Here is a 23,296-nt window from a genome sequence, read left to right as displayed (position 1 = left end):
CGCCAACTGTGATACCGTCTGCGGTTTTGATAATACCTTTCATGGCATGATTCCCCCTTCTGTGAACACTCGCAAAAAATCGGCCGGATGGGGCGGTTTCGCCTTCTTCTGGCGACGGTCGGAACGATATCGGGTTTCACTGTTTACCATCGCTATTTTTCACTATCCGGCTTTTCTATTGCGTTCTTAAAAGGTGCCTCTGATGATTAAGTTTAGTGCAACGCTTCTGGCTACGCTGATCGCCGCCAGCGTGAATGCGGCCACCGTCGATCTCCGTATCATGGAAACTACTGATTTACATAGCAACATGATGGATTTCGATTATTACAAGGATACCGCAACCGAAAAATTCGGATTGGTACGTACCGCAAGTTTGATTCATGCCGCCCGAAATGAAGTCAAAAACAGCGTGCTGGTGGATAACGGCGACCTGATTCAGGGGAGCCCTCTGGGCGATTATATGGCGGCAAAAGGGCTCAAAGACGGTGATGTTCACCCGGTCTATAAAGCGCTCAACACTCTGGATTACGCGGTTGGAAACCTCGGCAACCATGAGTTTAATTATGGTCTGAACTATCTGCATAACGCGCTGGCTGGCGCGAAATTCCCTTATGTTAACGCCAATATTATCGACGTTAAAACCCAAAAACCGCTCTTTACGCCTTATCTGATTAAAGAGACGAGCGTTATTGATAAAGACGGCAACCCGCAAACTCTGAAAATCGGCTATATCGGCTTTGTTCCGCCGCAAATCATGATTTGGGATAAAGCGAATCTGAGCGGCAAAGTTACCGTCAATGACATTACGGAAACCGCCCGGAAATATGTGCCCGAAATGCGCGAGAAAGGCGCTGATATCGTGGTAGTCATTGCTCACTCAGGCCTTTCTGCCGATCCGTACCACAGCATGGCGGAAAACTCGGTTTATTACCTCAGCGAAGTTCCCGGCGTCGACGCGATTATGTTTGGCCACGCTCATGCCGTCTTCCCCGGTAAAGATTTTGCCGACATCAAAGGCGCGGATATCGCCAAAGGTACACTTAACGGCATTCCTGCGGTAATGCCTGGCATGTGGGGCGACCATCTGGGAGTGGTCGATCTGGTACTCAACAACGACAGCGGCAAATGGCAGGTTACGCAGGCGAAAGCGGAAGCGCGGCCTATTTACGACGCCGCCGCTAAAAAGTCGCTGGCGGCGGAAGACAGTAAGCTGGTCGGTATTCTGAAAGCCGATCACGATGCCACCCGCGAGTTTGTCAGCAAGCCCATCGGCAAATCCGCCGATAATATGTACAGTTATCTTGCTCTGGTGCAGGACGATCCTACCGTACAGGTGGTGAATAACGCGCAAAAAGCGTATGTGGAACACTTTATTCAGGGCGATCCGGATCTGGCGAAACTGCCGGTGCTGTCCGCCGCCGCGCCGTTTAAAGTTGGCGGGCGTAAGAACGATCCTGCCAGCTTTGTCGAGGTGGAAAAAGGCCAGCTGACCTTCCGTAACGCCGCGGATCTTTATCTCTATCCGAATACGCTGGTGGTGGTGAAAGCCAGCGGCAAGGAGGTAAAAGAGTGGCTGGAATGTTCTGCCGGACAATTTAATCAGATTGATATTCACAGCAACAAACCGCAATCGTTGATCAATTGGGATGGCTTTCGCACCTATAATTTCGATGTCATTGACAGCGTGAATTATCAAATCGATGTGTCACAGCCCGCCCGCTATGATGGCGAATGCCAGATGGTGAATCCGCAGGCGGAACGTATTGAAAACCTGACCTTTAACGGTAAGCCTGTCGACCCGAACGCTACGTTCCTGGTCGCCACGAATAACTATCGCGCTTACGGCGGCAAGTTTGCCGGCACGGGCGACAGCCATATCGCCTTTGCGTCTCCGGATGAAAATCGCGCCGTGCTGGCGGCATGGATTGGCGCAGAGTCAAAACGCGCGGGCGAAATCCATCCGGCGGCGGATAATAACTGGCGTCTGGCGCCAATCCACAGCGATACGGCGCTGGATATCCGCTTTGAAACATCGCCAGGCGATAAAGCCGCTGCCTTCATTAAAGCGAAAGGGCAGTATCCGATGAAGAAGGTTGCCGTCGATGATATCGGTTTTGCCATTTATCAGGTGGATTTAAGCAAGTAACGTGTGTCCCGTATGGCGCTGCGTTTATTCGGCCTGACTGGCAGGCCGAATAAAGCGCTAGCCGTCATCTGATAAACGGTCCCGCTGCGCCAATACCTGGGGCAAATTCAGTTCTATCCAGTCCGCCAGCGCGGCGACTTTATCACTCACCTGCTCGCCAAGCGGCGTCAGGCTGTACTCCACATGCGGCGGAACAACTGGATATGACACCCGGTTGAGAAATCCGTCCTGTTCAAGCGCCTGTAACGACTGCGCCAGCATCTTTTCACTCACGCCTCCCATCTTGCGGCGCAGGTCGCTAAAACGGTGTGTACCGTCGCGTAACGCGACCAGAATCAGTACGCCCCAGCGACTGGTGACATGTTTTAACACCTCACGGGACGGGCACTGTTCAGCAAAGAGATTGCCTTCACGCAACTGCCGGGAAAGAGTATGAGCGCGCATTGATACTTACCTTTTTGTACGTACTTACTAAAAGTAAGTTTAGGTGGTAGCGTAATAAAACACAAGACCAACACTGAGGAGTTCACCATGATTGCTATCACTGGCGCAACAGGCCAACTGGGCCAACACGTTATTGAAAACCTGCTAAAAACGACGCCCGCCAGTCACCTCATCGCGATCGTCCGTAACCCGAAAAAAGCCGCCCCGCTCAGTCAGCGCGGGATTGCCGTTCGCCAGGCGGATTACGCTAACGAAGCCGCGCTGACCACCGCCTTACAGGGCGTTGATAAACTGCTGCTCATTTCATCCAGCGAAGTGGGACAACGCACCGCGCAGCACCGCAACGTTATTCAGGCCGCCATTGCCGCGAAGGTGAAATTCATCGCCTATACCAGCCTGCTACATGCGGATAAATCGCCGCTGGCGCTCGCCGATGAACATATTGAAACGGAAAAGATACTGGCTGAGTCAGGTATTCCTCACACGCTATTACGTAACGGCTGGTATACGGAAAACTACCTGGCGAGCGTCCCTGCCGCGCTGAAGCATGGCGTCTTTATTGGCGCAGCGGGAGAAGGGAAAATCGCCTCCGCAATGCGCGCTGACTATGCCGCCGCCGCCGCGCGCGTCATCCGTGAAGAGGGTCACGCCGGGAATGTCTACGAGCTGGCGGGTGATGACGCCTGGACATTACGCCAGTTGGCGGATGAACTTACTCATCAGAGCGGAAAAAAAATCGTCTACCAGAACCTGAGCGAAGTCGATTTTGCCGCCGCGTTAAAAGGCGCAGGCCTGCCTGACGGACTGGCGGATATGTTGGCCAATTCTGACGCTGGCGCGGCGAAAGGCGGCTTGTTTGATGACAGCCATACGCTGCGTAAACTCATCGGTCGCCCGACGACGACGCTCACAGAAAGCCTTCGCTCCGTACTGTAAGTGTTAAAATTTAGTTAATTTATGTGGCATCCTCATAGACCTTCTCTGATAATGACGGAACGGTTTATGAGGAGAATCTGATGATTAGCGGCGTGCTATACGCCCTGCTGGCAGGGCTAATGTGGGGATTGATTTTCGTCGGCCCGTTAATCGTGCCGGATTACCCGGCCCTCTTACAGTCAATGGGACGCTATCTGGCGCTGGGGCTGATTGCCCTGCCGATTGCCTGGTTAGGCCGCACGCGGTTACGCCAGTTAACGCGCAAAGACTGGTCCACCGCCCTGTCGCTGACCCTGATGGGCAATGTAATCTATTACGCCTGCCTCGCCAGCGCCATTCAGCGAACCGGCGCGCCGGTTTCGACGATGATCATCGGGACATTGCCGGTCGTCATTCCGCTTTTCGCTAACGTTCTCTATAGCCAACGAGACGGCAGATTATCCTGGCGGCGTTTAGCGCCCGCGCTGGCGCTTATCGGTTTTGGCCTGCTGTGCGTCAATATTGCTGAACTTAGTCAGGGATTGTCCGATGTTAGCGGCTGGCGCTATGGTTCAGGCATTGTGCTGGCGCTGATTTCCGTAGCGTGCTGGGCATGGTATGCGCTGCGCAACGCCCGCTGGCTGCGGGAAAATCCCGACAAACATCCCATGATGTGGGCAACGGCGCAGGCGCTGGTTACGCTGCCGGTCTCGTTAATCGGCTATGCGGCGGTCTGTCTGTGGCTGAGTATCCAGAAACCGTTGTTTACCCTGCCCTTTGGCCCGCATCCCGCGCTGTTTATCGGTCTGATGATCGCCATCGCGGTGCTGTGTTCCTGGGTGGGCGCGCTGTGCTGGAATATCGCCAGCCAAAAATTGCCAACCGTTATTTTAGGGCCGCTGATTGTTTTTGAGACGTTGGCGGGACTGCTCTATACCTTCATTCTGCGCCAGGAAATCCCGCCATTCCTGACGTTAAGCGGCATTGCGCTCCTGGTGGCGGGCGTGGTCATTGCCGTGAGAGCGAAACCGGAAAAAGCGACCGTCGTTCCGGTCACGGAACGCTAATTTCATACTGGCTTAAATTATACGCACCCCGAAAGAGTTATAGCCTCGCCTTAAAGATACATTTAAAATACAACTTATGTTATTGCAAATGAGGTAACGGCTATGGCTTATCGCGATCAACCTTTAGGCGAACTGGCGCTCTCTATTCCCCGCGCATCGGCGCTGTTTCGCCAGTACGATATGGATTACTGCTGCGGCGGAAAACAGACGCTGGCGCGCGCCGCCGCGCGTCACGACGTCGATATTGACATTATTGAAGCGCAACTGGCGCAATTGGCTGAACAGCCCATCGAAAAAGACTGGCGCGCCGTTCCGCTGGCGGACATTATTGACCATATCGTTGTGCGCTATCATGACCGACACCGCGAACAACTGCCGGAGCTTATCCTGCAGGCAACCAAAGTGGAACGCGTCCACGCGGATAAGCCAAACGTCCCACGCGGCCTGACAAAATATCTCACCGCGCTGCATGAAGAGCTTTCCAGCCATATGATGAAAGAAGAACAGATCCTGTTCCCCATGATCAAACAGGGTATGGGTCGCCAGGCAACGGGCCCGATAAGCGTAATGGAAAGCGAGCATGACGAGGCGGGAGAGCTGGTAGACGTCATCAAACACGTCACCCAAAATGTAACGCCGCCGCCAGAAGCCTGCACCACCTGGAAAGCGATGTATAACGGCATTAATGAGATGATTGATGATCTGATGGAGCACATCAGCCTGGAGAATAACGTGCTGTTCCCACGCGCACTGGCCGGGGAATAATCGCCAGCCGGGCATTTTGCCGGATGGCGGCTGTAAACGGCGCCTTATCCGGCCTCCAAATCAACGCTACGCTGTAAGCCCGGTAAGCGCCAGCGCCACCGGGCAAAACAATTAACGCATTCCCGCCATCCGTTTCTTACCTATCAACAGCCAGCCCAGACCCAACGCGATAAACCACAGCGGCGTCACGATCAGCGCCTGGCGCGTATCGTCTTCCAGCGTCAGTAATACCAGCACGAACGCAAAGAACGCCATGCAGACCCAGCACATCAGCTTACCGAGCGGCATCTTATAGATGGATTTTTCATGCAGGTGGGGACGCTTTTTGCGGTACACCAGGTATGAACACAGAATGATGGTCCAGACAAACATAAACAGGATGGCCGAAACCGTAGTGATCATGGTGAATGCGCCAATCACGCTCGGGTTGACCATCAGCATAACCACGCCGCCCAGCAGGCAGATACAGGAGAAGGTCAGGCCTTTCGCCGGTACCGCGCGTTTCGATAGCTTAGCGAACGCTTTTGGCGCCACGCCTTCTTGCGCCAGGCCAAACAGCATACGGCTGGTCGAGAAGACGCCGCTGTTGGCGGAAGACGCCGCTGTTGGCGGAAGACGCCGCCGAGGTCAGCACAACAAAGTTGATCACGCTCGCAGCGGCAGGCAGACCCACCAGTACAAACAGCTCAACAAACGGGCTCTTATCCGGCACCACGGAACTCCACGGCGTCACCGACATAATGACAATCAGCGCAAAGACGTAGAACATGATGATACGGATCGGTATTGAGTTAATCGCGCGCGGCAGCGATTTTTCCGGATCTTTAGTTTCTGCGGCGGTAGTACCAACCAGCTCAATGCCCACGAAAGCGAACACCGCAATCTGGAAACCGGCAAAGAACCCGCTAATACCTTTCGGGAACCAGCCGCCGTCATTCCACAGATGCGCGAAAGACGCTTCAACGCCTGTCGGCGATTTAAAGTGCATCGCAATCATCACCAACCCGACCACAATCAACGCCACAATGGCGACGATTTTGACCATAGCAAACCAAAATTCCATTTCACCAAACATTTTAACGGTGGCGAGGTTGAGGCTTAGCAGCAGGATCACTACCGCCAGCGAGGCGACCCAATCGGAAAGGCCGGGAAACCAGAACTGCGCGTAGGCGGTAATCGCCACCACGTCAGCCATACCGGTCACCACCCAGCAAAACCAGTACGTCCAGCCGGTGAAATATCCCGCCCAGGGGCCAAGCAGGTCGGAAGCAAAATCGCTAAACGATTTATATTCCAGATTCGAGAGCAGCAATTCCCCCATGGCGCGCATCACGAAAAAAAGCATAAAACCGATGATCATATATACAAAAATGATCGACGGTCCGGCGAGACTGATCGTTTTACCCGATCCCATAAACAGACCGGTACCAATAGCGCCGCCAATAGCGATAAGCTGTATATGACGGTTTGTAAGATTGCGCCGTAGCGACTGTTCAGCCGGAGCCTGTTCGTCGGCTGCGACTTTTACCTGATCTACCATGTTTTTCTTCCTGTACCTGTCTGTGTTGTGCGGGCTCTACGGCCTTTGGTCTATGATACGACGATCCTGTTATCAGGACTCATCGATATTAGGTAAGAATCGGCGGGATGAATACTCAGATTCAAATACAATGTTAATTTTATGTTTAAAATGAGTGTTATATCACTTTGATAATGCGAATTAGCTCACAAAAATACACGTAACGACGCCATTTGCAAAATAAAATATTGGCATCTGCTGAAGTCAGGGTTGCCGGATAAGGCGTTTACGCCATCATCCGGCAAACCCGGGGCGCTTAGAGAATTTCCAGCAGTTCCACTTCAAACACCAGGGTGCTGAATGGCGGAATAGATGCCCCGGCCCCACGCTCGCCATAGGCCAGCTCCTGTGGGATAGTCAGTTCCCATTTGGAACCTACCGGCATCAGAGTCAGCGCTTCAATCCAGCCGGCGATCACGCCATTTACCGGGAATTCAGCCGGCTCGCCGCGCGCGACGGAGCTGTCAAATACGGTGCCATCAATAAGCTTACCGGTGTAATGCACGCGTACGCGGTCGGTACGCGCCGGAATCGCGCCTTCGCCCTGCGTCAGAACGCGGAACTGTAAACCAGATTCAGTACTGTTCACACCGTCTTTTTCGCGGTTTTCTTCCAGGTATTTCACGCCTTCGGCCGCCATCGCTTTGAAACGCTCACGACGCACCGCGTCCGCACGCTCATGAATTTCACGCAGCGCACGATGCACCACATCAACAGGAACCGCCGGGTGTTTACCTTCCAGCGCATCAGCAATGCCTGTAACCAGCGCTTCAGGCAACAGCCCTTCAAGACCGGATTCGCTGAGCTGCTGCCCTACCTGCAAACCAATGCCGTAGCTCGCTTGCGCTTCAATAGTGTCAAAAGTCGGGGTGGCCATTATTTTTCCTTCATCGGATATCAAAAAAGTAGCGGGCAGCATAACAGCCACGCTTCTTCTGGTAAAACTTTGTCTCAGGGAGGATGACAAATCGCAGGGAAAAAGAAACAATAGATTATCCGTATTGATGTCACGAAAGCGGATAGCACTACCAGTATCATAGCGTTAGCCATCTATACTCTATGATTAAGGAACGAGATGCGGAGCAGGAGGTAAACCATGCCCGGGCGCTTTGAATTAAAACCAACCCTGGCGAAAATCTGGCACGCGCCGGATAATTTTCGCATCATGGAGCCGCTGCCGCCTATGCATCGTCGTGGCATTATCATTGCCGCTATCGTGCTGGTGATCGGTTTCCTGCTGCCCGCCAGCGAGACCAGCGACTCGCCTGTCGTCACGCGGGAAGCGCAATTGGATCTGCAATCGCAATCACAGCCGCCGACGGAGGCCCAGCTTCAGGCGCAGCTGGTCGCGCCGCAAAACGATCCGGATCAGGTGGCGCCCGTTGCGCCGGAACCTATCCAGGAAGGCCAGCCGGAAGAACAAAACCAGCCGCAGACGCAGCCTTTCCAGCAGGATAGCGGCATCGGTCAACAGTGGCGCTCGTACCGGGTAGAGTCTGGTAAAACTCTGGCGCAACTGTTCCGTGACCACGGGCTGCCCCCGACAGACGTTTATGCAATGGCGCAGGTAGAAGGCGCTGGCAAACCGCTGAGTAATCTCAAAAATGGTCAAATGATTAAAATTCGCCAGAATGCCAGCGGGGTGGTGACAGGTTTAACGATAGATGGCGATAACGGTCAACAGGTGCTGTTTACGCGTCAGCCTGACGGCAGTTTTATTCGCGCACAGTAACGCCGGCTACGCCTTATCCCGCCTGTACCCTATTCGTTCAGGTGAAGCATTACCGCTTCACCTTATTCACCCACCAAATCCCCGAACATACCAGCACCAGCGCAATCATGTATTTCCACTCCAATATATTCTCGCCGAGAAAAATAGCCGAAAGAGCCGCGCCGGAAACCGGGATCAGAAAGTTAAACGGCGCAATCATCCCCACGCGGTTATATTTGAGTAAAATGCTCCATAGCGCAAAAGCGACCGACGAGAGTAACGTCAGGTAGACTAAAATCGCCACCGACGAGAAGCCATGTATCGTCAGCGTACCGCCAAAAACGTAACCGCCAATGACCAGTACCAGACCGCCAATCCCCAATTGATAGCCAGTCATGACCATCGGATCGACCGTCTGCGAGAGACGTTTGCCATACAATGTGGCCGCAGAAAGAATAAACGCCGCCAGCACCACGGAGCCTTCTCCCGGCAGATTAAAGCTGAAATCCAGGCCGTTGCTGACGTTCACCGCCATGACGCCCGCAAAGCCCAGAATACAGCCGAGCGTTTTGTTGTAGCTCAATCGGTCGTTCTGATAAATAAAGTGCGCCAGCAATACGCTGAAGAATGTGCCTGTCGCGTTCATGATTGAGCCTTTCACGCCGGAGGTGAACGCAAGGCCGATATAGAAAAAGAGATATTGCAGCGACGTCTGGGTCAGCCCCAGTAACGTCAACTGAGCAAACTGGCGCGGACGAAACCGACCAATCGGTTTACGCTGAAGCAGCGCGAACAGTAGCAGCAACCCACCCGCAAACAAAAAACGATAACCAGCAAAAACAATTTTAGAAGGGATATCGTCGGTGGCTATCTGAAAGAGGTCATAACCGCTTTTGATGGCTGGATAAGCGCTGCCCCATAGCAGGCAACAAAATGCGGCACACACATAAACGACGTTTTTGCGGGCAAACGGGGAGGCCTGGCGTTGGGTATCCATTCTTTCACCAAGAAATTAAAATAATGTTTTATTTTTAATTATCGCGAAAAGAGGGGGAGATAGCCAGTCGAAAAGCGATGGGGTTAAAAAAGCAAAACGTCGGCGCTGGGCCGACGTTTCGTTGCTAGCAAAAACGAGAATGACTGATTACTCAGCAACCACGTTGATGATAACTTTTGCGAATACTTCGCTGTGAACCTGGAAGTTCACTTCGTGTTCGCCAGTGGTACGCAGAACGCCGTTCGGCAGACGAACTTCGCTCTTAGCCACGTCAACGCCAGCCGCAGTCACAGCGTCAGCGATGTCGCGAGTACCGATGGAACCGAACAGTTTACCTTCGTCGCCTGCTTTAGACGCGATAGTAACGGTTTCCAGGGCGTTGATTTTCTCTGCGCGTGCATTTGCAGCAGCCAGAACGTCAGCCAGTTTAGCTTCCAGTTCAGCGCGACGTGCTTCGAAGTATTCAACGTTTTTCTTGGTAGCCGGAACAGCTTTACCCTGTGGTACCAGGAAGTTACGAGCATAGCCCGCTTTAACGTTAACCTGATCACCCAGGCTACCCAGGTTTGCTACTTTATCAAGCAGAATAACTTGCATTACCTTATCCTCTCAAAGTCGTATTAATGGACCGTGACCGATTACTGATGGCGATCAGTGTACGGCAGCAGAGACAGGTAGCGAGCGCGTTTGATAGCGCGAGCCAGCTGACGCTGGTATTTTGCACGGGTACCGGTGATACGGCTTGGGACAATCTTACCGCTTTCGGTGATGTAGTTTTTCAGCGTAGCGATATCTTTATAGTCGATCTCTTGAACGCCTTCCGCGGTGAAACGGCAGAACTTGCGACGACGGAAATAACGTGCCATATGGCTAGTCTCCAGAATCTATCAATTCAATCTGCTCGGCATGCAGAACCATTTTGCTCAGACCGTTCTTTGCCTTGTGGCAAGAAATAAACCCCTGAACGGTTATGCGGCTGCCGACCGTTATACTGTGAGTAATGGCCTGGTTTTCGTGTCCGCTAACAATAACGGGCATTTGGCACCACGCCTGCCGGTGAAAGCCGGCTTCCTCTTGCACAGAACGATGCTCAAGCACGAACTGGCAATGCGGAATTCCTGATGGACTGACCTTTCGAAGGGGGGCCCTGCACACGGTGCCGGACAACGCCAGACGGTTGGTCATCAGAAATTACTCTTCAGAATCCCCAGCTTCAGCATCATCTGCGGTTTCGTTAGCGAAATCATCGCGACGCTCACGGCGCTCGTCTTTCGCTTTAACCATCGGAGATGCTTCGGTAACAGCGTGCTTAGTACGCATAACCATGCTGCGGATAACGGCATCGTTGAAGCGGAAGGTAGTTTCCAGCTCATCGATCACTTCCTGCGGCGCTTCAACGTTCATCAGAACGTAGTGCGCTTTGTGCAGTTTGTTGATCGGGTAAGCCAGCTGACGGCGGCCCCAGTCTTCCAGACGGTGGATCTTGCCTTCTGCGCCAGTGATGGCAGCAGAGTAACGCTCGATCATGCCCGGAACCTGTTCGCTCTGGTCAGGATGGACCATAAAAACGATTTCGTAATGACGCATCGAATTGCTCCTTACGGATTATTCAGCCTCCTGTCTGGGTCAGCCGCAGCCCATGGAGGCAAGGAACGTGTTAAAGGTCGGCTGAAAAATGACGCGTTATAATACTGGCGCCTGCGGGCAAACTCAAGGTGATTGTACAATTATTTATCGTGCCGAACGTAACGCCTGTCCCGTCGCATTTTGCTGCTGAGATATTAACTTCATATCGCATGCCACTATAAACGGCCTGTTGCGGCAGAGAAATTGACACTGTGGTCAGCGTACTTTTTTGCCACACAGGGTTTCTTAAACATAGCGGCATACATCAACGGGTTGTTAATCAGGTAAAAAACGACAATGCGATAATTTTTTGAACAACAGCATCAGAAAAGGTCGCCATCTCTGCGGCGGGTTATGGTTAAAATTAAACCAGAAGCGATTCACTAAAGGGGGATATCGCCAACCAGACCGCGCTGCTAAGGAGGTACTCTATGCGAGCCCGGATAATGTTATTTCTGGCTGCGCTTTTGCCTGGCATAACGGCAACGGCAGCCGTCGAGTTAAATAATCATCAGGCCAGAAATATGGATGATGTGCGCAGCTTAGGCGTAATCTACATCAACCATAACTTCGCCACGGAAAGTGAAGCCAATCTGGCGCTGAATGAAGAGGCCGACGTGCGAAACGCAATGTATTATCACGTCATATTTATCCGGGAACCGGGTAGCAATGGCAATATACACGCCAGCGCGAATATTTATCGCTAGCATCAGGAAAACCAACGAAAAAGCCATAGTTGATTTGCCCCCTGAACAGGGGGCTTTTTTCGCGGAAAGATGGCTCCGGAATTAGACCTGTGACATCCCGATAATATTCACATTCCGGAGCTCATACTTCACTTCTGCCCGTAATACGCATTCGGGCCATGCTTACGCATGAAGTGCTTGTTCATCAGATAATCGTCGATGGGATTCAGCGCCGGGTTAATACCGCGCGCAATCCACGCCATTCGCGCCACTTCCTCCATGACGACCGCGTTATGTACCGCATCGTGCGCATCTTTCCCCCAGGCGAACGGCCCGTGTTGATACACGACAATACCTGGCGTATGCAGCGGTTCCACCTCGCCCAGCGTTTCGATGATCACCTTACCGGTGTTCAGCTCGTACTCGCCCTGCACTTCTTCTTCGCTTAACGCTCTGGTACAAGGAATATCGCCAAAGAAATAGTCCGCGTGCGTGGTACCGAGCGCCGGAATAGCCATCCCCGCTTGCGCCCATGCCGTGGCGTGGGTGGAGTGGGTATGAACGACGCCGCCAAGCGACGGATAGCGTTGATACAGCGCCAGATGGGTAGCGGTATCGGAAGAAGGACGATAACGTCCCTCCACCACTTTGCCATCCATATCCACCACCACCATGTCATCTACCTTCATGGTTTCATAGGCGACACCGCTTGGCTTAATCACCACCAATCCGCGTTCGCGATCGATAGCGCTGACGTTGCCCCAGGTAAACGTCACCAGTCCATAACGGGGCAAATCCATGTTAGCGTCAAATACCTGCTGCTTGAGCTTTTGCATTAGGCTGCCTCCACCAGACCGGCGCTGGCCATGCGCGCTTTCACCCAGTCACGCGCTTTCGCTACCTCTGCCGCCGGGTTCTCTGCTGTTTCGCTCCACATCTCAATCAGATAGGGCCCGCAATAGCCACTCTGTTTGAGCGTTGCAAAACAACTCTCGAAATCCACCACGCCTTCGCCAAACGGCACATTTTTGAACACGCCGGGTTTAGTATCTTTGACGTGTACCGCGACGATATGCCCGATTCCCGCCTGTAGCTCCATCTGTACGTCGTTATCCCAGGCAGACAGATTGCCGATATCCGGATAGAGCTGGAACCACGGGTTATTGAGGTAGTGAGCATAGCCCAGCGCTTTACTGATGGAGTTCATCAGCGGGTAATCCATGATCTCCATCGCCAGCGTCACCTGGGCGCGGCTGGCCATATCAACGCTCTCTTTTAACCCATCGCGAAAGCGGCAACGCGTTTCGTCGTTGGCCTGCTGATAGTAAACGTCGTACCCCACCAGTTGAATGACGCGAATCCCGACGTCCTGCGCAAACTGAATCGCTTTACGCATAATCTCCAGCCCCTGCGCCCGTACCGCGTCATCTTCGCTACCGAGCGGAAAACGACGATGCGCGCTCAGACACATGGACGGCACGCGCACGCCGGTTTCAGCAACCGCGCTCACCAGCGCCAGGCGCTGCTCGCGACTCCAGTCGAGCCGCGCCAGTCGGGCGTCGGTCTCGTCCACCGACATTTCAACGAAGTCAAAACCCAGCGTTTTCGCCAGCCGCAGGCGCTCCAGCCAGCACTCCCCGGCAGGGAGCGCTTTTTCATAGATGCCGAGCGGAATTTGTTTCGACAGCATAGCCGCTCCTTAGCCCCACAGTTGGGCAATGGAGCGTTTGAACTGCCGTGCGGCTTCTACCGGCGATTCGGCATCGCGAATGCTACGCCCCGCGATAAAGACATGGATCGGAATGCCTTTGAACAGCGGCAGGTCTTCCAGCGCCAGTCCGCCGGTCACGGTCACTTTAAAGCCCATATCGGACAGCCGCTTAATCGCGGTAATATCCGCCTCGCCCCACGCCACGCCTGCCGCCTGCGCATCGCGGCTGCGGTGATAAACCACTTGCTGAATGCCCGCATCGCGCCACTGCTGCGCCTGTTCCCAGGTCCAGTAACCGGTCAGTTCGATCTGCACGTCGCCGTTGAACTCTTTCGCCACATCCAGCGCGCCTTTTGCGGTGTTGATATCCGCACAGCAAATCACGGTCACCCAGTCCGCGTTAGCTTCGAAACACATACGGGAGAGGATTTTACCGGCATCGGCAATTTTGGCGTCCGCCAGCACGATTTTGTGCGGATAGAGCGCTTTCAGGTCGCGAACGGCACGCACGCCTTCGCCCACGCACAGAATGGTGCCCACTTCGATAATGTCGACTTCTTCGGCAATCAGGCGAGTGGTTTCATAGGCGCTATCCATAGTCTGGTTGTCCAGCGCGACCTGCAACATTGGTAATGACATTTTCAATTCCTTCTTAAGCTGCCGCGTTGGTGCGGTCAATGAGATCCAGGACTTCCTGCGCGGTACGGCAGGCGCGTAAACGGTCAAAATTAGCTTCGTCTTCAAACAGGTTGACGATCTGCATGATGCCCACTTCCTGGTGAGTGTTGGCATCAACCGCCGCCATGGTGATCAGAATATCGACCGGGTCGTTATCTTCGTGGTTAAACTCCAGCGGCTTTTTCAGGGTCACCAGCGAAAAACCGGTTTTCTTCACCCCTTCTTCCGGGCGGCCATGCGGCATCGCCAGGCCGGGGGCAATCACAAAATAGGGGCCAAACTGCTCAACGCCATCGAGAATGGCCTGGTAATAGCGCGGCTCCACCACGTCGGCAGCCACCAGTAAATCGACGCCGATCTTGACGGCTTCCTGCCATGTATTCGCTTCAGCCTGCAGGCGGATAGAATTATTCTCCGCCAGTGAATCACGTAATTTCATGTTGCATCCTTACTTCACGTCTTGCGGGAAATGTTCTTTGATCACTTCCAGCAGTTTCGGGCCGAAGTCAGCAGGAGAGAGCATGTTACGCACGCCAACCACATATTTGTTGCCGGTCACGCTGATTTCGCCCGCAATATGGGTAGAAGCGATGATGATATCCGCGCCACTCAACTCGCTTTTGTACTCGCCAACCGCGCAGCTGTTTACCGTGTGGTCAATGTTTGATTGGGTTAAAAACTGGTCCACTTTCATTTTCATGATCATGGAACTGCCCTGTCCGTTGCCACACACAGCCAGAATACGTACGGTCATAATCAAAACTCCTTATTAAGCAGACTGTTCTGCCAGTTGTTTTTCTGCATCTTCTTCTGCGCGCAGTGCGCGGCCAGCGAAGAACATATAAGCCAGTGCAATTACAATGATGACGGCCATAAAGGCGATACCGAGGGAGAAGAAGCCCTGCATCATCGGCGGTGCCAGAATCGACCAGTCCGCCATACCCATCCAGGCGCTCATACCGGTGAGTTTCACCGCCCAGACGCAACCAAAGATTTCGATCATCCCCATCACCAGACAAATCTTCAGCGCCGCAGGCAACCAGGATGCCAACCGCAATCAGCTGGCCGATGGTGCCCCACATAAAGCCCCAGACCACCGCGTTCGGCGCGAAGCTATAAATAGCGGCGCAGTCAATCGCCAGTACTGCGCCCGGAATCAGACGCTGGGAGATACCGTTAAAGGCCTCAGAGAGCTCGGCGACAAACATACGCACGCCCTGGGTGATGATGAAGATCGCCACCGCAAAGGAGAAACCGGTTTGCAGGATATAGATTGTCCAGTGGGTTTTACCCGCCATCGCCTGTACGGTATCGATACCAAAGGAGAGCAGAATGGCACCAAAGAAGATGGTCATTACAATCGCCGTGGAGACGATGTTGTCATGGAAAATGTTCAGCCAGCCCGGCAGTTTGAGGTCTTCAACGCTTTCCTCTTTTTTGCCCAGGAACGGCGCGACTTTATAGGCAATCCAGGAAGCAAACTGCTGCTGGTGACCAATGGAGAAACCGCAGCCGTCCGTCACTTCCTGAGTCGGCTTGTACATCATGTTGGAGGTAATACCCCAGTACAGGGAAACCAGTATCGCCGTGCAGATAATGGTGGTCCACATGGAATAGCCGAAGATATAGAAAGAGACCGCAATCAGCCCCGCCTGCTGGAACATGATGTGCCCGGTCAACATGATGGTGCGAATACCGGTAATGCGTCGCAACAAGACGTAACAAATATTCAGCGCCAGCGCGAGCAACACCGCGTAGCCTACCCAGCTATACGCATCACCCATCCGTTCGATCGTTGCCATCATCGAAGCATAGGTATCGGAAATAGCGCCGTTGATGCCGTAGACCTCAGACATTTTCGCCACCACCGGTTTAAAGGTGCTGGTCAGAATGCCGGACCCGGCCTGTAGCAGCATGAAGCCAATGATGGTTTTGATCGTCCCTTTGGTGATCACGCTGACGCTTTTACGCAGCAGGATATAGCCCAGGCAGGTCACAATACCCAGTAATAGCGGGGCATTGGTCATTACCTGATTAAAGAAAATGGTAAAGATGTTGTAGAGGATCTCCATAACGATCTCCGGTAGACGAGGTTGCTGAGTCACAGGCGCTCAGGATAATGTCCCTTCACTGTAATTTTCAAAAGTAATCACAACAAGATTGAATTTGATTAAATGTGACGTAGCGCGCAAATAATTAGCGCACTTAATACATGGTTTACTTATAGATAACTCATTTTTTCATTAAATAAGTAAAATCATAAAGATGGCCACATCCCCATGACGCCAGGCAAGATTAAATTTTCTCCTTACTGCGTTCTCTCCTGCCAAAAAGTCAAAAAATAGCCCATTGCCTTCTTGAGAAAATAGTGTCATGATTAATCAAAAAAAATCACGTTTTGAACCATTTTGAACAAACATGAAGGTAAATGCGATGAGTAAAGTACAAAGCATCACGCGTGAATCATGGATTCTGAGCACGTTTCCGGAGTGGGGAAGCAGGCTGAACGAAGAGATTGAGCAAGAGCAGGTCGCGCCGGGTACGTTCGCTATGTGGTGGCTGGGCTGTACCGGTATCTGGCTAAAATCTGAAGGCGGCACTAACGTATGCGTCGATTTCTGGTGCGGTACCGGTAAACAGAGCCACGGTAATCCGTTGATGAAAACCGGCCATCAGATGCAGCGTATGGCTGGCGTCAAAAAATTACAGCCTAACCTACGCACCACGCCGTTTGTTCTCGATCCTTTCGCTATCCGTCAGATTGACGCCGTACTGGCGACCCACGACCATAACGATCACATTGACGTCAATGTCGCGGCTGCCGTAATGCAGAATTGCGCCGATGATGTTCCGTTTATCGGCCCGCAGACCTGCGTGGATTTATGGGTTGGCTGGGGCGTGCCGAAAGAACGCTGCATCGTGGTAAAACCGGGCGATGTCGTGAAAGTGAAAGATATTGAAATTCATGCGCTTGATGCCTTTGACCGCACCGCATTAATCACCCTGCCCGCCGATCAGAAAGCCGCTGGCGTACTGCCGGACGGCATGGATGTACGCGCGGTTAACTATCTGTTTAAAACGCCGGGCGGCAATCTCTATCACAGCGGCGATTCTCACTATTCCAACTACTACGCGAAACACGGCAACGAACATCAAATTGATGTCGCGCTTGGTTCTTACGGTGAAAACCCGCGCGGTATTACGGACAAAATGACCAGCGCGGATATTTTACGCATGGCGGAATCGCTGAATACCAAAGTGGTGATCCCGTTCCATCACGATATCTGGTCGAACTTCCAGGCCGATCCGCAAGAGATCCGCGTGCTATGGGAAATGAAGAAAGATCGCCTGAAGTATGGTTTTAAACCGTTTATCTGGCAGGTTGGCGGCAAGTTTACCTGGCCGCTGGATAAAGACAATTTCGAATACCACTATCCGCGTGGGTTTGACGATTGCTTTACCATTGAACCCGATCTACCGTTCAAATCCTTCCTGTGAGTCGATATCATGCCGGGATTACCCGGCATTTTTTCCATTTACTTTAGTATTTCCAGGCTATTTCAAATATCATCTTTTCAAATCAATTTGTATCGGAATAGCTCATGACTGAAGCACAAAGACATCAAATACTGCTGGATATGCTGGCACAGTTGGGCTTTGTTACCGTCGAAAACGTGATTGAGCGTCTGGGGATCTCCCCGGCGACAGCGCGCCGCGACATCAACAAGCTTGACGAAAGCGGGAAACTTAAAAAAGTGCGCAACGGCGCAGAGGCCATTACCCAACAGCGGCCCCGCTGGACGCCGATGAATCTGCACCAGGCGCAAAACCACGATGAAAAAGTACGCATCGCGAAAGCGGCGTCGCAGCTGGTAAACCCGGGTGAAAGCGTAGTGATTAACTGCGGCTCCACCGCTTTCCTGCTGGGGCGCGAAATGTGCGGGAAGCCGGTACAAATCATTACCAACTATCTGCCGTTGGCGAATTATCTGATCGATCAAGAGCATGACAGCGTGATTATCATGGGGGGTCAGTACAACAAAAGCCAGTCGATTACCCTGAGCCCGCAGGGAAGTGAAAACAGTCTCTATGCTGGCCACTGGATGTTTACCAGCGGAAAGGGCTTAACCGCGGATGGCCTGTACAAGACCGATATGCTAACCGCCATGGCGGAACAAAAAATGCTCAGCGTCGTCGGGAAACTGGTCGCGCTGGTCGATAGCAGTAAAATTGGCGAGCGCGCGGGGATGCTGTTCAGCCGCGCCGATCAGATCGCTATGCTGATTACCGGCAAAAATGCCAATCCGCAGGTTTTGCAACAGCTTGAAGCCCAGGGTGTAAGCATACTCCGCGTTTAAAGATGCTGTCGGAAAAACGCTACCGTCGCCGACAACGCTTCTGGCGTAATGCGATGCCGCACGCCTGCGGCCCATAAACAGGTCACATGCTTATCCAGCTTCGCCCCGGCGAGTGCCTGCTGGAGCCAGAAGGTTTCGATAGCAGGCACCACGTCATCCTCCTGACCATGCCACAACAGAAGCGGCCTGTCGGCCAGTCGCTCTAACTGGTGTGTGACTTCCCATTCACGTAGCGGCGCGATGATATTGTCGAATTCCGCCTGCTGTGCCGGGTTCTGCGGGGATAACGGCGGGAAAAGCGTCCGGGCGAGCCCGGTAAAATAGCCCGACCCCATTAAACTGGCCCCGCATTTTACCTCTCGGTGACGCGTCATAATGCCCAGCGCCGTCATACCGCCCATGGATGCGCCGCCCACCGCCAACCGCCCGTCAAGTAGCCAGTTTTCCGCCTGAATCGCCGCACGTAACGTCGTAAATTCCTGCATGTTTTGGTGCAGAATCTGCCAGAATCGGTGTATTCGTCCCTGTGAGTCGCCGCCGAAGCGAGCGCCATGCTCCGGCGCATCCGGCATGACTACCCGGAATCCTGCCTGTGCCAGGGCAACGGCAAAATAACTATAAACCAGGCTGGAGGAGGTGAAGCCATGATAGAACACCACACAGGGAAGCGGCACGGCGCGTTTCCCTTCCGGGAAGGCATGTAGTACGACGCCTCCGGCTAATTGTCGTGTTTCAATCGCTATCATTATTCTCTCCTTTTTATCCGGTATGCCACGGAGAAATACTTAACGCAAGTTTATGGATAGCGCAATAATTCATAATGTTTGAGAACTGGGTTACGCTTTCGCAACGTTTTCATTCGAAAATCGCGTGACAGGTAACACTTCGGGAACATTCCCCCTAAAGGGAAATCAATAAGGCATTACACTATGATTATCAGGAAACGAGATAGAGTTATGCGTCGGTTTGCTTCATTGATAGCAGCGCTGTTATTAAGCGCGTGTAGCGTGCTGCAGGGTACGCCGCAACCTGCGCCGCCTGTCGCCGATCACCCGCAGGAAATCCGTCGCGATCAAACGCAAGGACTACAGCGGATGGGGACCGTAAGCGCGCTGGTTCGGGGCTCCCCGGATGATGCAATAGATGAAATCAGAGCGAAAGCCGCCGCTGCGAAAGCCGATTATTACGTTATCTTAATGGTTGATGAAACGGTTGTAACCGGCCAGTGGTATTCACAAGCCATTTTGTATCGTCAATAACAGTAGATTGATTTTTAGTCAGTTTTACATTGCTTTGCGTCCCTATGCGTTTACCTGTGCACAATAAACAAACAGGTTTACCGTGATGGAGCGTCCTGTTAAATGCGGGGTATGTAATAAGGAGCTGACGATGAAACAAGAACTTGCCTTATCCTCACTGCTGCTTTCTGCCGGACTGGTGAGTACGACGGCACAGTCTGCCGAATTCGCCAGTGCTGACTGCGTAACGGGTCTGAATGAAATCGGCCTGATCTCGGTCAGTAATGTTGCAGGAAACCCACAGGATGTAGAGCGGATTATCGCCCTCAAAGCCGATGAACAGGGTGCGTCCTGGTACAGAATTATTCAAATGTATGAAGAACAACAGTCGGATAACTGGCGCGTACAGGCGATACTCTATGCCTGATGCCGCGTGGCTCGCGCCGGATGGCGACGCCAGCGTCTTATCCGGCCTGAAGGATGGCATGTACTACAGGCCAAACGTTACCGCAGTCCCCCGGTCGCCCTTAACAGTAAATCATTTTGTACCTGGGCAGACAGCGGCATTTCGCCGCGTGTATCCAGCATCATCTGACACCACGCTTGCGCCAGCGGCGGCGAGGCATGACGCAGCATTTCCGCTCCGCATCCCAGCAAGAAAAGCTGCTGCGTAATCTCTCTGCCCATTGCTTCGTCCGGTTTGCGTAAACGCTGCTGTAGCTGACGTACCGCGCGGTCGTAATGGCGATCCTGGCCTTTGACTTCCGCAAAAGCTTCACTCAATACGTCATAGACGCCGTGTTGTTTTGTCAGCACCCGAAGTACATCCAGACACATGATATTGCCGGAACCTTCCCAGATACTGTTCACCGGCATTTCACGGTACAGGCGCGGGAGTTCGCTCTCTTCGCAATACCCCATCCCGCCGAGAACCTCCATCGCCTCAGCCACAAAAGGGATTCCCTGCTTACAGATGGCGAATTTCGCCGCTGGCGTGAATAATCGCGCCCATAATGCCTCTTTCGCCTCGCGACGTTGCTCCCAGGCGCGCGCCAGCCGAAACAAAAGCGCCGTCTGCCCCTCCAGGCATAGCGCCATACGACTTAAGGTTTGTCGCATCAACGGTTGTTCGATCAGCGGCTTACCAAAAGCCTGACGCTGATGAGCATGGTAAATGGCGACTGAAAACGCACGCCGCATTAAGCCATGACTCCCGAGCGCGCAATCAAGACGCGTCATACCGCCCATCTTTAAGATATGCCGAATCCCTTCGCCCTCTTCTCCCAGCCGCCAGCCGACGGCATCCTGAAACTCGACTTCGGCGCTGGCATTAGATCGATTACCGAGTTTATCTTTCAGGCGTTCAAGACGAACAGAGTTCCGTTGCCCGTCTGGCAGGAAACGCGGCACAAAGAAACAGGATAGTCCTCCTTTTGCCTGCGCCAACACGAGGTGCGCATCACTTTGCGGCACAGAGAAAAACCATTTATGTCCCACCAGCCGATATGAATCATCCGCCAGCCGCTCCGCGTGGGTCGTATTACTGAGTACGTCAGATCCGCCCTGCTTTTCCGTCATTCCCATGCCGATGAGCAGGCCCCGTTTTTGCCCGCCCGGCAGCAAATGCGAATCGTAGCGATCGCTGCGCAGCGGCGCCAGCCAGTCATGGAAAGTGGTGGGAAGCATCTGCAATAGCAACGGTGTCGCGGCAAAGGTCATCGTGACAGGACAGAGTGTTCCCGCTTCTACCTGAGCATGTAATACAAAACGCGCCGCCCGGGCGACAAAACTTCCCGCCCTTGCCTCTTCCTCCCAGGCCAGGTTATGTACCCGATTAGCGCAAAGCCCCTGCATCAACAGGTGCCAGGCGGGATGAAAGCGAACGTCATCCAAACGCTGTCCCTGGGGATCGTAACGTAGCAACTCAGGAGGATGCGCGTTCGCCAGACGCCCCAGTTCCAGTGATTCTGCCGTTCCCAGTTGTTGGCCAATGCTGGCGAGAAGATCGCTATCCCATCCCGCGCCTTCCCGGGAAACCGCTTCACACAGCGCGCCATCAGACAGGAATAAGTTACTGTTATTGAGCGGAGCAGGTTGATTAAAGACGGTATGTGTTTGCCAGGACATGGTGTCTCCCTCCTTCAATGGCGCTGAAGTCAAGTATGGTCATGACTGCGCCATTGACGCCGGAGCAAGATCACAAAAGTATGATTAACCGGCAATATAATGTGGGACGAAACGGGAAGTGTCTTTGGTAATTAGCGTATTGTCCTCGCGAATCCCCATCCCGGAGGCTTCATCGTCAATGATCCAACTGCCAATCAGCGTATAGCTATCGCCAAAGCGCGGCAAAGGCTGAAACGCCTGGTAAATCATCGGCTCGTCAGCGTAGTCGCCGTCGGCATGATCGATAACATTTTGCCGCTCGTCGAAAATCGTGACGTTGCCGCCTTCACGTGAATAAATCGGCTTCCGTACGCTGCCTTCGCCTGGCGCTGCGAGCGATTTTTCGCCCTCAAACCAGGCCGGCAGAAGATTCGGATGGCCAGGGAAAAAGCGCCACAATAACGGCAACAGCCCTTTGTTACTCAGAATACTTTTCCACAATGGCTCAATCCATTGCTCACGACGTTTTCGCAACAGCGGGCCGTTGTCATCGCGCATCATCCATTCCAGCGGGTAGAGCTTAAAGGCGCGGCGAATCACGTTATCGTCCAGATCGGTCAGCACACCGCCTACGCCAAGTCCCAGTTCTTCAATATAGATAAATCGCGTTTCCTGGCCCGCCTGCTGCGCGCAATCCTGAAGGTACAGCACCGTCGTGCGATCTTCGTCGGTATCTTCACAACAGCAAAAGTAGAGCGGTTCCCGACTGTACAGCTCGCTGAAGCGGGCGATCAGCCGCTCCTGTATCGCGTTGTATTGATCGGCATCACGCGGGATGGCGCCGCTACGACGAGCATCCTCCAGCCATAGCCATTGAAAGTAGGAGGACTCATAGAGCGACGTCGGCGTATCCGCATTGTATTCCAGCAATTTAACCGGATCTTTGCCGCACCAGACGAAATCCATCCGCCCGCAAAGCGAAGGATCGCGGCTGCGCCAACTTTCGGCGATGACATCCCAGTACAATGGCGGGATCGCCAGCTGCTGCATGATCTGCTCATCCCGGACGGCCCGCTCGACAATCTCCAGACACATCTGATGAAGCTCTGCGGTCGGTTTTTCGATCTGTTCTTCAATTTGCCGTAATGTAAAACGGTAGGCCCGGCTTTCATCCCAGTAAATTTCGTTATCGATAACATGAAAGTCAAAACCGTGATCGCAGGCGATCTTATCCAGATCCCGGCGTATCGGTACGTTGTGTCGTAGCAT

The 23,296-nt window shown here is 53.2% G+C and carries 26 protein-coding genes and 2 pseudogenes; 10 read left to right on the top strand and 18 right to left on the bottom strand.

All coding sequences use genetic code 11. The features are described 5' to 3' along the window. The first annotated feature begins 202 nt into the window (after window positions 1–202). Window positions 203–2,146, top strand: coding sequence for a bifunctional 2',3'-cyclic-nucleotide 2'-phosphodiesterase/3'-nucleotidase (locus ACFK9X_RS03365; protein WP_151115522.1), 1,944 nt, complete (start codon window positions 203–205; stop codon window positions 2,144–2,146). Window positions 2,147–2,203: 57 nt separating this feature from the next. Here the strand turns inward: ACFK9X_RS03365 and ACFK9X_RS03360 are convergent, their stop codons facing one another. Then, window positions 2,204–2,590, bottom strand: a complete 387-nt coding sequence (locus tag ACFK9X_RS03360; protein WP_001201294.1) for a helix-turn-helix domain-containing protein — start codon at window positions 2,588–2,590, stop codon at window positions 2,204–2,206. Window positions 2,591–2,677: 87 nt separating this feature from the next. On the opposite strand from ACFK9X_RS03360, the gene ACFK9X_RS03355 reads away from it, so the two are divergent. The 3 genes from ACFK9X_RS03355 (at window position 2,678) to ytfE (ending at window position 5,337) form a co-directional block, all read left to right on the top strand. Next, complete coding sequence (locus tag ACFK9X_RS03355) at window positions 2,678–3,526, top strand: SDR family oxidoreductase (RefSeq protein ID WP_151115520.1); 849 nt, start codon at window positions 2,678–2,680, stop codon at window positions 3,524–3,526. A gap of 80 nt (window positions 3,527–3,606) precedes the next feature. Further along, entirely contained in the window at window positions 3,607–4,572 is a 966-nt protein-coding gene (locus ACFK9X_RS03350) for a DMT family transporter (RefSeq protein WP_000623290.1), read from the top strand. Window positions 4,573–4,674: 102 nt separating this feature from the next. Then, window positions 4,675–5,337: an iron-sulfur cluster repair protein YtfE gene (gene ytfE / locus ACFK9X_RS03345; RefSeq protein WP_000331471.1), complete on the top strand. Its 663-nt coding sequence runs from the start codon at window positions 4,675–4,677 to the stop codon at window positions 5,335–5,337. 111 nt (window positions 5,338–5,448) lie between these two features. Here the strand turns inward: ytfE and cycA are convergent. Next, window positions 5,449–6,877: pseudogene (gene cycA / locus ACFK9X_RS03340) on the bottom strand (D-serine/D-alanine/glycine transporter). Window positions 6,878–7,172: 295 nt separating this feature from the next. Beyond that, on the bottom strand, window positions 7,173–7,793 hold the full coding sequence (gene fklB, locus ACFK9X_RS03335) for an FKBP-type peptidyl-prolyl cis-trans isomerase (RefSeq protein ID WP_191964515.1): 621 nt from the start codon (window positions 7,791–7,793) through the stop codon (window positions 7,173–7,175). 219 nt (window positions 7,794–8,012) lie between these two features. Between fklB and ACFK9X_RS03330 the strand changes: the two genes are divergently transcribed. Continuing rightward, window positions 8,013–8,648, top strand: a complete 636-nt coding sequence (locus ACFK9X_RS03330) for an OapA family protein (RefSeq protein WP_001119448.1) — start codon at window positions 8,013–8,015, stop codon at window positions 8,646–8,648. A gap of 49 nt (window positions 8,649–8,697) precedes the next feature. Here ACFK9X_RS03330 and ACFK9X_RS03325 read toward each other — a convergent pair whose 3' ends face one another. From ACFK9X_RS03325 to ACFK9X_RS03300, 6 genes are all read right to left on the bottom strand, one after another. Further along, window positions 8,698–9,624, bottom strand: coding sequence for a DMT family transporter (locus ACFK9X_RS03325; protein WP_000381068.1), 927 nt, complete (start codon window positions 9,622–9,624; stop codon window positions 8,698–8,700). 147 nt (window positions 9,625–9,771) lie between these two features. Then, window positions 9,772–10,221, bottom strand: coding sequence for a 50S ribosomal protein L9 (gene rplI, locus ACFK9X_RS03320; protein WP_001196065.1), 450 nt, complete (start codon window positions 10,219–10,221; stop codon window positions 9,772–9,774). A gap of 41 nt (window positions 10,222–10,262) precedes the next feature. Further along, a complete protein-coding gene (gene rpsR / locus ACFK9X_RS03315) occupies window positions 10,263–10,490 on the bottom strand; it encodes a 30S ribosomal protein S18 (RefSeq protein WP_000135199.1) in 228 nt (75 codons plus the stop codon). A gap of 4 nt (window positions 10,491–10,494) precedes the next feature. After that, complete coding sequence (gene priB / locus ACFK9X_RS03310; RefSeq protein ID WP_001519453.1) at window positions 10,495–10,809, bottom strand: primosomal replication protein N; 315 nt, start codon at window positions 10,807–10,809, stop codon at window positions 10,495–10,497. A gap of 6 nt (window positions 10,810–10,815) precedes the next feature. Beyond that, on the bottom strand, window positions 10,816–11,211 hold the full coding sequence (rpsF, locus tag ACFK9X_RS03305; protein WP_001216673.1) for a 30S ribosomal protein S6: 396 nt from the start codon (window positions 11,209–11,211) through the stop codon (window positions 10,816–10,818). Between the two features lie 70 nt (window positions 11,212–11,281). Further along, complete coding sequence (locus ACFK9X_RS03300) at window positions 11,282–11,488, bottom strand: hypothetical protein (protein ID WP_012219543.1); 207 nt, start codon at window positions 11,486–11,488, stop codon at window positions 11,282–11,284. Between the two features lie 193 nt (window positions 11,489–11,681). On the opposite strand from ACFK9X_RS03300, the gene yjfY reads away from it, so the two are divergent. Continuing rightward, window positions 11,682–11,957, top strand: coding sequence for a DUF1471 family protein YjfY (gene yjfY, locus ACFK9X_RS03295; RefSeq protein ID WP_023195975.1), 276 nt, complete (start codon window positions 11,682–11,684; stop codon window positions 11,955–11,957). A 128-nt stretch (window positions 11,958–12,085) separates the two neighbouring features. Here the strand turns inward: yjfY and ACFK9X_RS03290 are convergent, their stop codons facing one another. The 6 genes and pseudogenes from ACFK9X_RS03290 to ulaA form a co-directional block, all read right to left on the bottom strand. After that, window positions 12,086–12,772 carry an L-ribulose-5-phosphate 4-epimerase gene (locus ACFK9X_RS03290; protein WP_001170771.1) on the bottom strand — a complete coding sequence of 229 codons (687 nt, stop codon included), beginning with the start codon at window positions 12,770–12,772 and terminating at the stop codon, window positions 12,086–12,088. After that, window positions 12,772–13,626 (bottom strand): L-ribulose-5-phosphate 3-epimerase, encoded by an 855-nt coding sequence (locus tag ACFK9X_RS03285; RefSeq protein WP_151115514.1) that lies wholly within the window; start codon window positions 13,624–13,626, stop codon window positions 12,772–12,774. Before ACFK9X_RS03285 ends, ACFK9X_RS03290 begins: the two co-directional genes overlap by 1 nt. Before the next feature lie 9 nt (window positions 13,627–13,635). Continuing rightward, window positions 13,636–14,286, bottom strand: coding sequence for a 3-keto-L-gulonate-6-phosphate decarboxylase UlaD (gene ulaD / locus ACFK9X_RS03280; protein WP_000056761.1), 651 nt, complete (start codon window positions 14,284–14,286; stop codon window positions 13,636–13,638). A 13-nt stretch (window positions 14,287–14,299) separates the two neighbouring features. After that, window positions 14,300–14,764, bottom strand: coding sequence for a PTS ascorbate transporter subunit IIA (gene ulaC, locus ACFK9X_RS03275; RefSeq protein WP_000776531.1), 465 nt, complete (start codon window positions 14,762–14,764; stop codon window positions 14,300–14,302). Window positions 14,765–14,773: 9 nt separating this feature from the next. Continuing rightward, window positions 14,774–15,079 carry a PTS ascorbate transporter subunit IIB gene (gene ulaB / locus ACFK9X_RS03270; protein ID WP_000218358.1) on the bottom strand — a complete coding sequence of 102 codons (306 nt, stop codon included), beginning with the start codon at window positions 15,077–15,079 and terminating at the stop codon, window positions 14,774–14,776. Between the two features lie 15 nt (window positions 15,080–15,094). Beyond that, a pseudogene (gene ulaA, locus ACFK9X_RS03265) lies at window positions 15,095–16,397 on the bottom strand (PTS ascorbate transporter subunit IIC). A gap of 361 nt (window positions 16,398–16,758) precedes the next feature. Here ulaA and ulaG point away from each other — a divergent pair. Together ulaG and ulaR are read left to right on the top strand one after the other, a co-directional pair. Beyond that, on the top strand, window positions 16,759–17,823 hold the full coding sequence (ulaG, locus tag ACFK9X_RS03260) for an L-ascorbate 6-phosphate lactonase (RefSeq protein ID WP_151115512.1): 1,065 nt from the start codon (window positions 16,759–16,761) through the stop codon (window positions 17,821–17,823). A gap of 104 nt (window positions 17,824–17,927) precedes the next feature. Continuing rightward, entirely contained in the window at window positions 17,928–18,683 is a 756-nt protein-coding gene (ulaR, locus tag ACFK9X_RS03255) for an HTH-type transcriptional regulator UlaR (protein ID WP_000133618.1), read from the top strand. Here the strand turns inward: ulaR and yjfP are convergent. Beyond that, window positions 18,680–19,429 carry an esterase gene (yjfP, locus tag ACFK9X_RS03250; RefSeq protein WP_151115510.1) on the bottom strand — a complete coding sequence of 250 codons (750 nt, stop codon included), beginning with the start codon at window positions 19,427–19,429 and terminating at the stop codon, window positions 18,680–18,682. The genes ulaR and yjfP overlap by 4 nt on opposite strands. 183 nt (window positions 19,430–19,612) lie before the next feature. Here yjfP and bsmA point away from each other — a divergent pair, with 183 nt between their 5' ends. After that, window positions 19,613–19,942 carry a biofilm peroxide resistance protein BsmA gene (bsmA, locus tag ACFK9X_RS03245; RefSeq protein WP_000586835.1) on the top strand — a complete coding sequence of 110 codons (330 nt, stop codon included), beginning with the start codon at window positions 19,613–19,615 and terminating at the stop codon, window positions 19,940–19,942. Window positions 19,943–20,072: 130 nt separating this feature from the next. Then, window positions 20,073–20,348, top strand: a complete 276-nt coding sequence (yjfN, locus tag ACFK9X_RS03240; protein ID WP_001518964.1) for a DUF1471 family protease activator YjfN — start codon at window positions 20,073–20,075, stop codon at window positions 20,346–20,348. Between the two features lie 77 nt (window positions 20,349–20,425). Here the strand turns inward: yjfN and ACFK9X_RS03235 are convergent, their stop codons facing one another. Both ACFK9X_RS03235 and ACFK9X_RS03230 read right to left on the bottom strand, forming a co-directional pair. Continuing rightward, window positions 20,426–22,048 carry an isovaleryl-CoA dehydrogenase gene (locus ACFK9X_RS03235; RefSeq protein WP_000118980.1) on the bottom strand — a complete coding sequence of 541 codons (1,623 nt, stop codon included), beginning with the start codon at window positions 22,046–22,048 and terminating at the stop codon, window positions 20,426–20,428. Window positions 22,049–22,132: 84 nt separating this feature from the next. Further along, entirely contained in the window at window positions 22,133–23,296 is a 1,164-nt protein-coding gene (locus ACFK9X_RS03230) for a glutathionylspermidine synthase family protein (protein WP_151115508.1), read from the bottom strand.

This window comes from Salmonella sp. WC3 (genome assembly GCF_042932255.1).
In the GTDB taxonomy this organism is placed as follows: Bacteria; Pseudomonadota; Gammaproteobacteria; order Enterobacterales; family Enterobacteriaceae; genus Salmonella; species Salmonella enterica.
This window is presented reverse-complemented; position numbering and strand designations above follow the sequence as displayed.

Coding starts and splice junctions, on each gene's coding strand:
- ACFK9X_RS03365 (WP_151115522.1), top strand. CDS start 203: ATGATTAAGTTTAGTGCAACGCTTCTGGCTACGCTGATCGCCGCCAGC.
- ACFK9X_RS03360 (WP_001201294.1), bottom strand. CDS start 2,590: ATGCGCGCTCATACTCTTTCCCGGCAGTTGCGTGAAGGCAATCTCTTT.
- ACFK9X_RS03355 (WP_151115520.1), top strand. CDS start 2,678: ATGATTGCTATCACTGGCGCAACAGGCCAACTGGGCCAACACGTTATT.
- ACFK9X_RS03350 (WP_000623290.1), top strand. CDS start 3,607: ATGATTAGCGGCGTGCTATACGCCCTGCTGGCAGGGCTAATGTGGGGA.
- ytfE (WP_000331471.1), top strand. CDS start 4,675: ATGGCTTATCGCGATCAACCTTTAGGCGAACTGGCGCTCTCTATTCCC.
- fklB (WP_191964515.1), bottom strand. CDS start 7,793: ATGGCCACCCCGACTTTTGACACTATTGAAGCGCAAGCGAGCTACGGC.
- ACFK9X_RS03330 (WP_001119448.1), top strand. CDS start 8,013: ATGCCCGGGCGCTTTGAATTAAAACCAACCCTGGCGAAAATCTGGCAC.
- ACFK9X_RS03325 (WP_000381068.1), bottom strand. CDS start 9,624: ATGGATACCCAACGCCAGGCCTCCCCGTTTGCCCGCAAAAACGTCGTT.
- rplI (WP_001196065.1), bottom strand. CDS start 10,221: ATGCAAGTTATTCTGCTTGATAAAGTAGCAAACCTGGGTAGCCTGGGT.
- rpsR (WP_000135199.1), bottom strand. CDS start 10,490: ATGGCACGTTATTTCCGTCGTCGCAAGTTCTGCCGTTTCACCGCGGAA.
- priB (WP_001519453.1), bottom strand. CDS start 10,809: ATGACCAACCGTCTGGCGTTGTCCGGCACCGTGTGCAGGGCCCCCCTT.
- rpsF (WP_001216673.1), bottom strand. CDS start 11,211: ATGCGTCATTACGAAATCGTTTTTATGGTCCATCCTGACCAGAGCGAA.
- yjfY (WP_023195975.1), top strand. CDS start 11,682: ATGCGAGCCCGGATAATGTTATTTCTGGCTGCGCTTTTGCCTGGCATA.
- ACFK9X_RS03290 (WP_001170771.1), bottom strand. CDS start 12,772: ATGCAAAAGCTCAAGCAGCAGGTATTTGACGCTAACATGGATTTGCCC.
- ACFK9X_RS03285 (WP_151115514.1), bottom strand. CDS start 13,626: ATGCTGTCGAAACAAATTCCGCTCGGCATCTATGAAAAAGCGCTCCCT.
- ulaD (WP_000056761.1), bottom strand. CDS start 14,286: ATGTCATTACCAATGTTGCAGGTCGCGCTGGACAACCAGACTATGGAT.
- ulaC (WP_000776531.1), bottom strand. CDS start 14,764: ATGAAATTACGTGATTCACTGGCGGAGAATAATTCTATCCGCCTGCAG.
- ulaB (WP_000218358.1), bottom strand. CDS start 15,079: ATGACCGTACGTATTCTGGCTGTGTGTGGCAACGGACAGGGCAGTTCC.
- ulaG (WP_151115512.1), top strand. CDS start 16,759: ATGAGTAAAGTACAAAGCATCACGCGTGAATCATGGATTCTGAGCACG.
- ulaR (WP_000133618.1), top strand. CDS start 17,928: ATGACTGAAGCACAAAGACATCAAATACTGCTGGATATGCTGGCACAG.
- yjfP (WP_151115510.1), bottom strand. CDS start 19,429: ATGATAGCGATTGAAACACGACAATTAGCCGGAGGCGTCGTACTACAT.
- bsmA (WP_000586835.1), top strand. CDS start 19,613: ATGATTATCAGGAAACGAGATAGAGTTATGCGTCGGTTTGCTTCATTG.
- yjfN (WP_001518964.1), top strand. CDS start 20,073: ATGAAACAAGAACTTGCCTTATCCTCACTGCTGCTTTCTGCCGGACTG.
- ACFK9X_RS03235 (WP_000118980.1), bottom strand. CDS start 22,048: ATGTCCTGGCAAACACATACCGTCTTTAATCAACCTGCTCCGCTCAAT.
- ACFK9X_RS03230 (WP_151115508.1), bottom strand. CDS start 23,296: ATGCTACGACACAACGTACCGATACGCCGGGATCTGGATAAGATCGCC.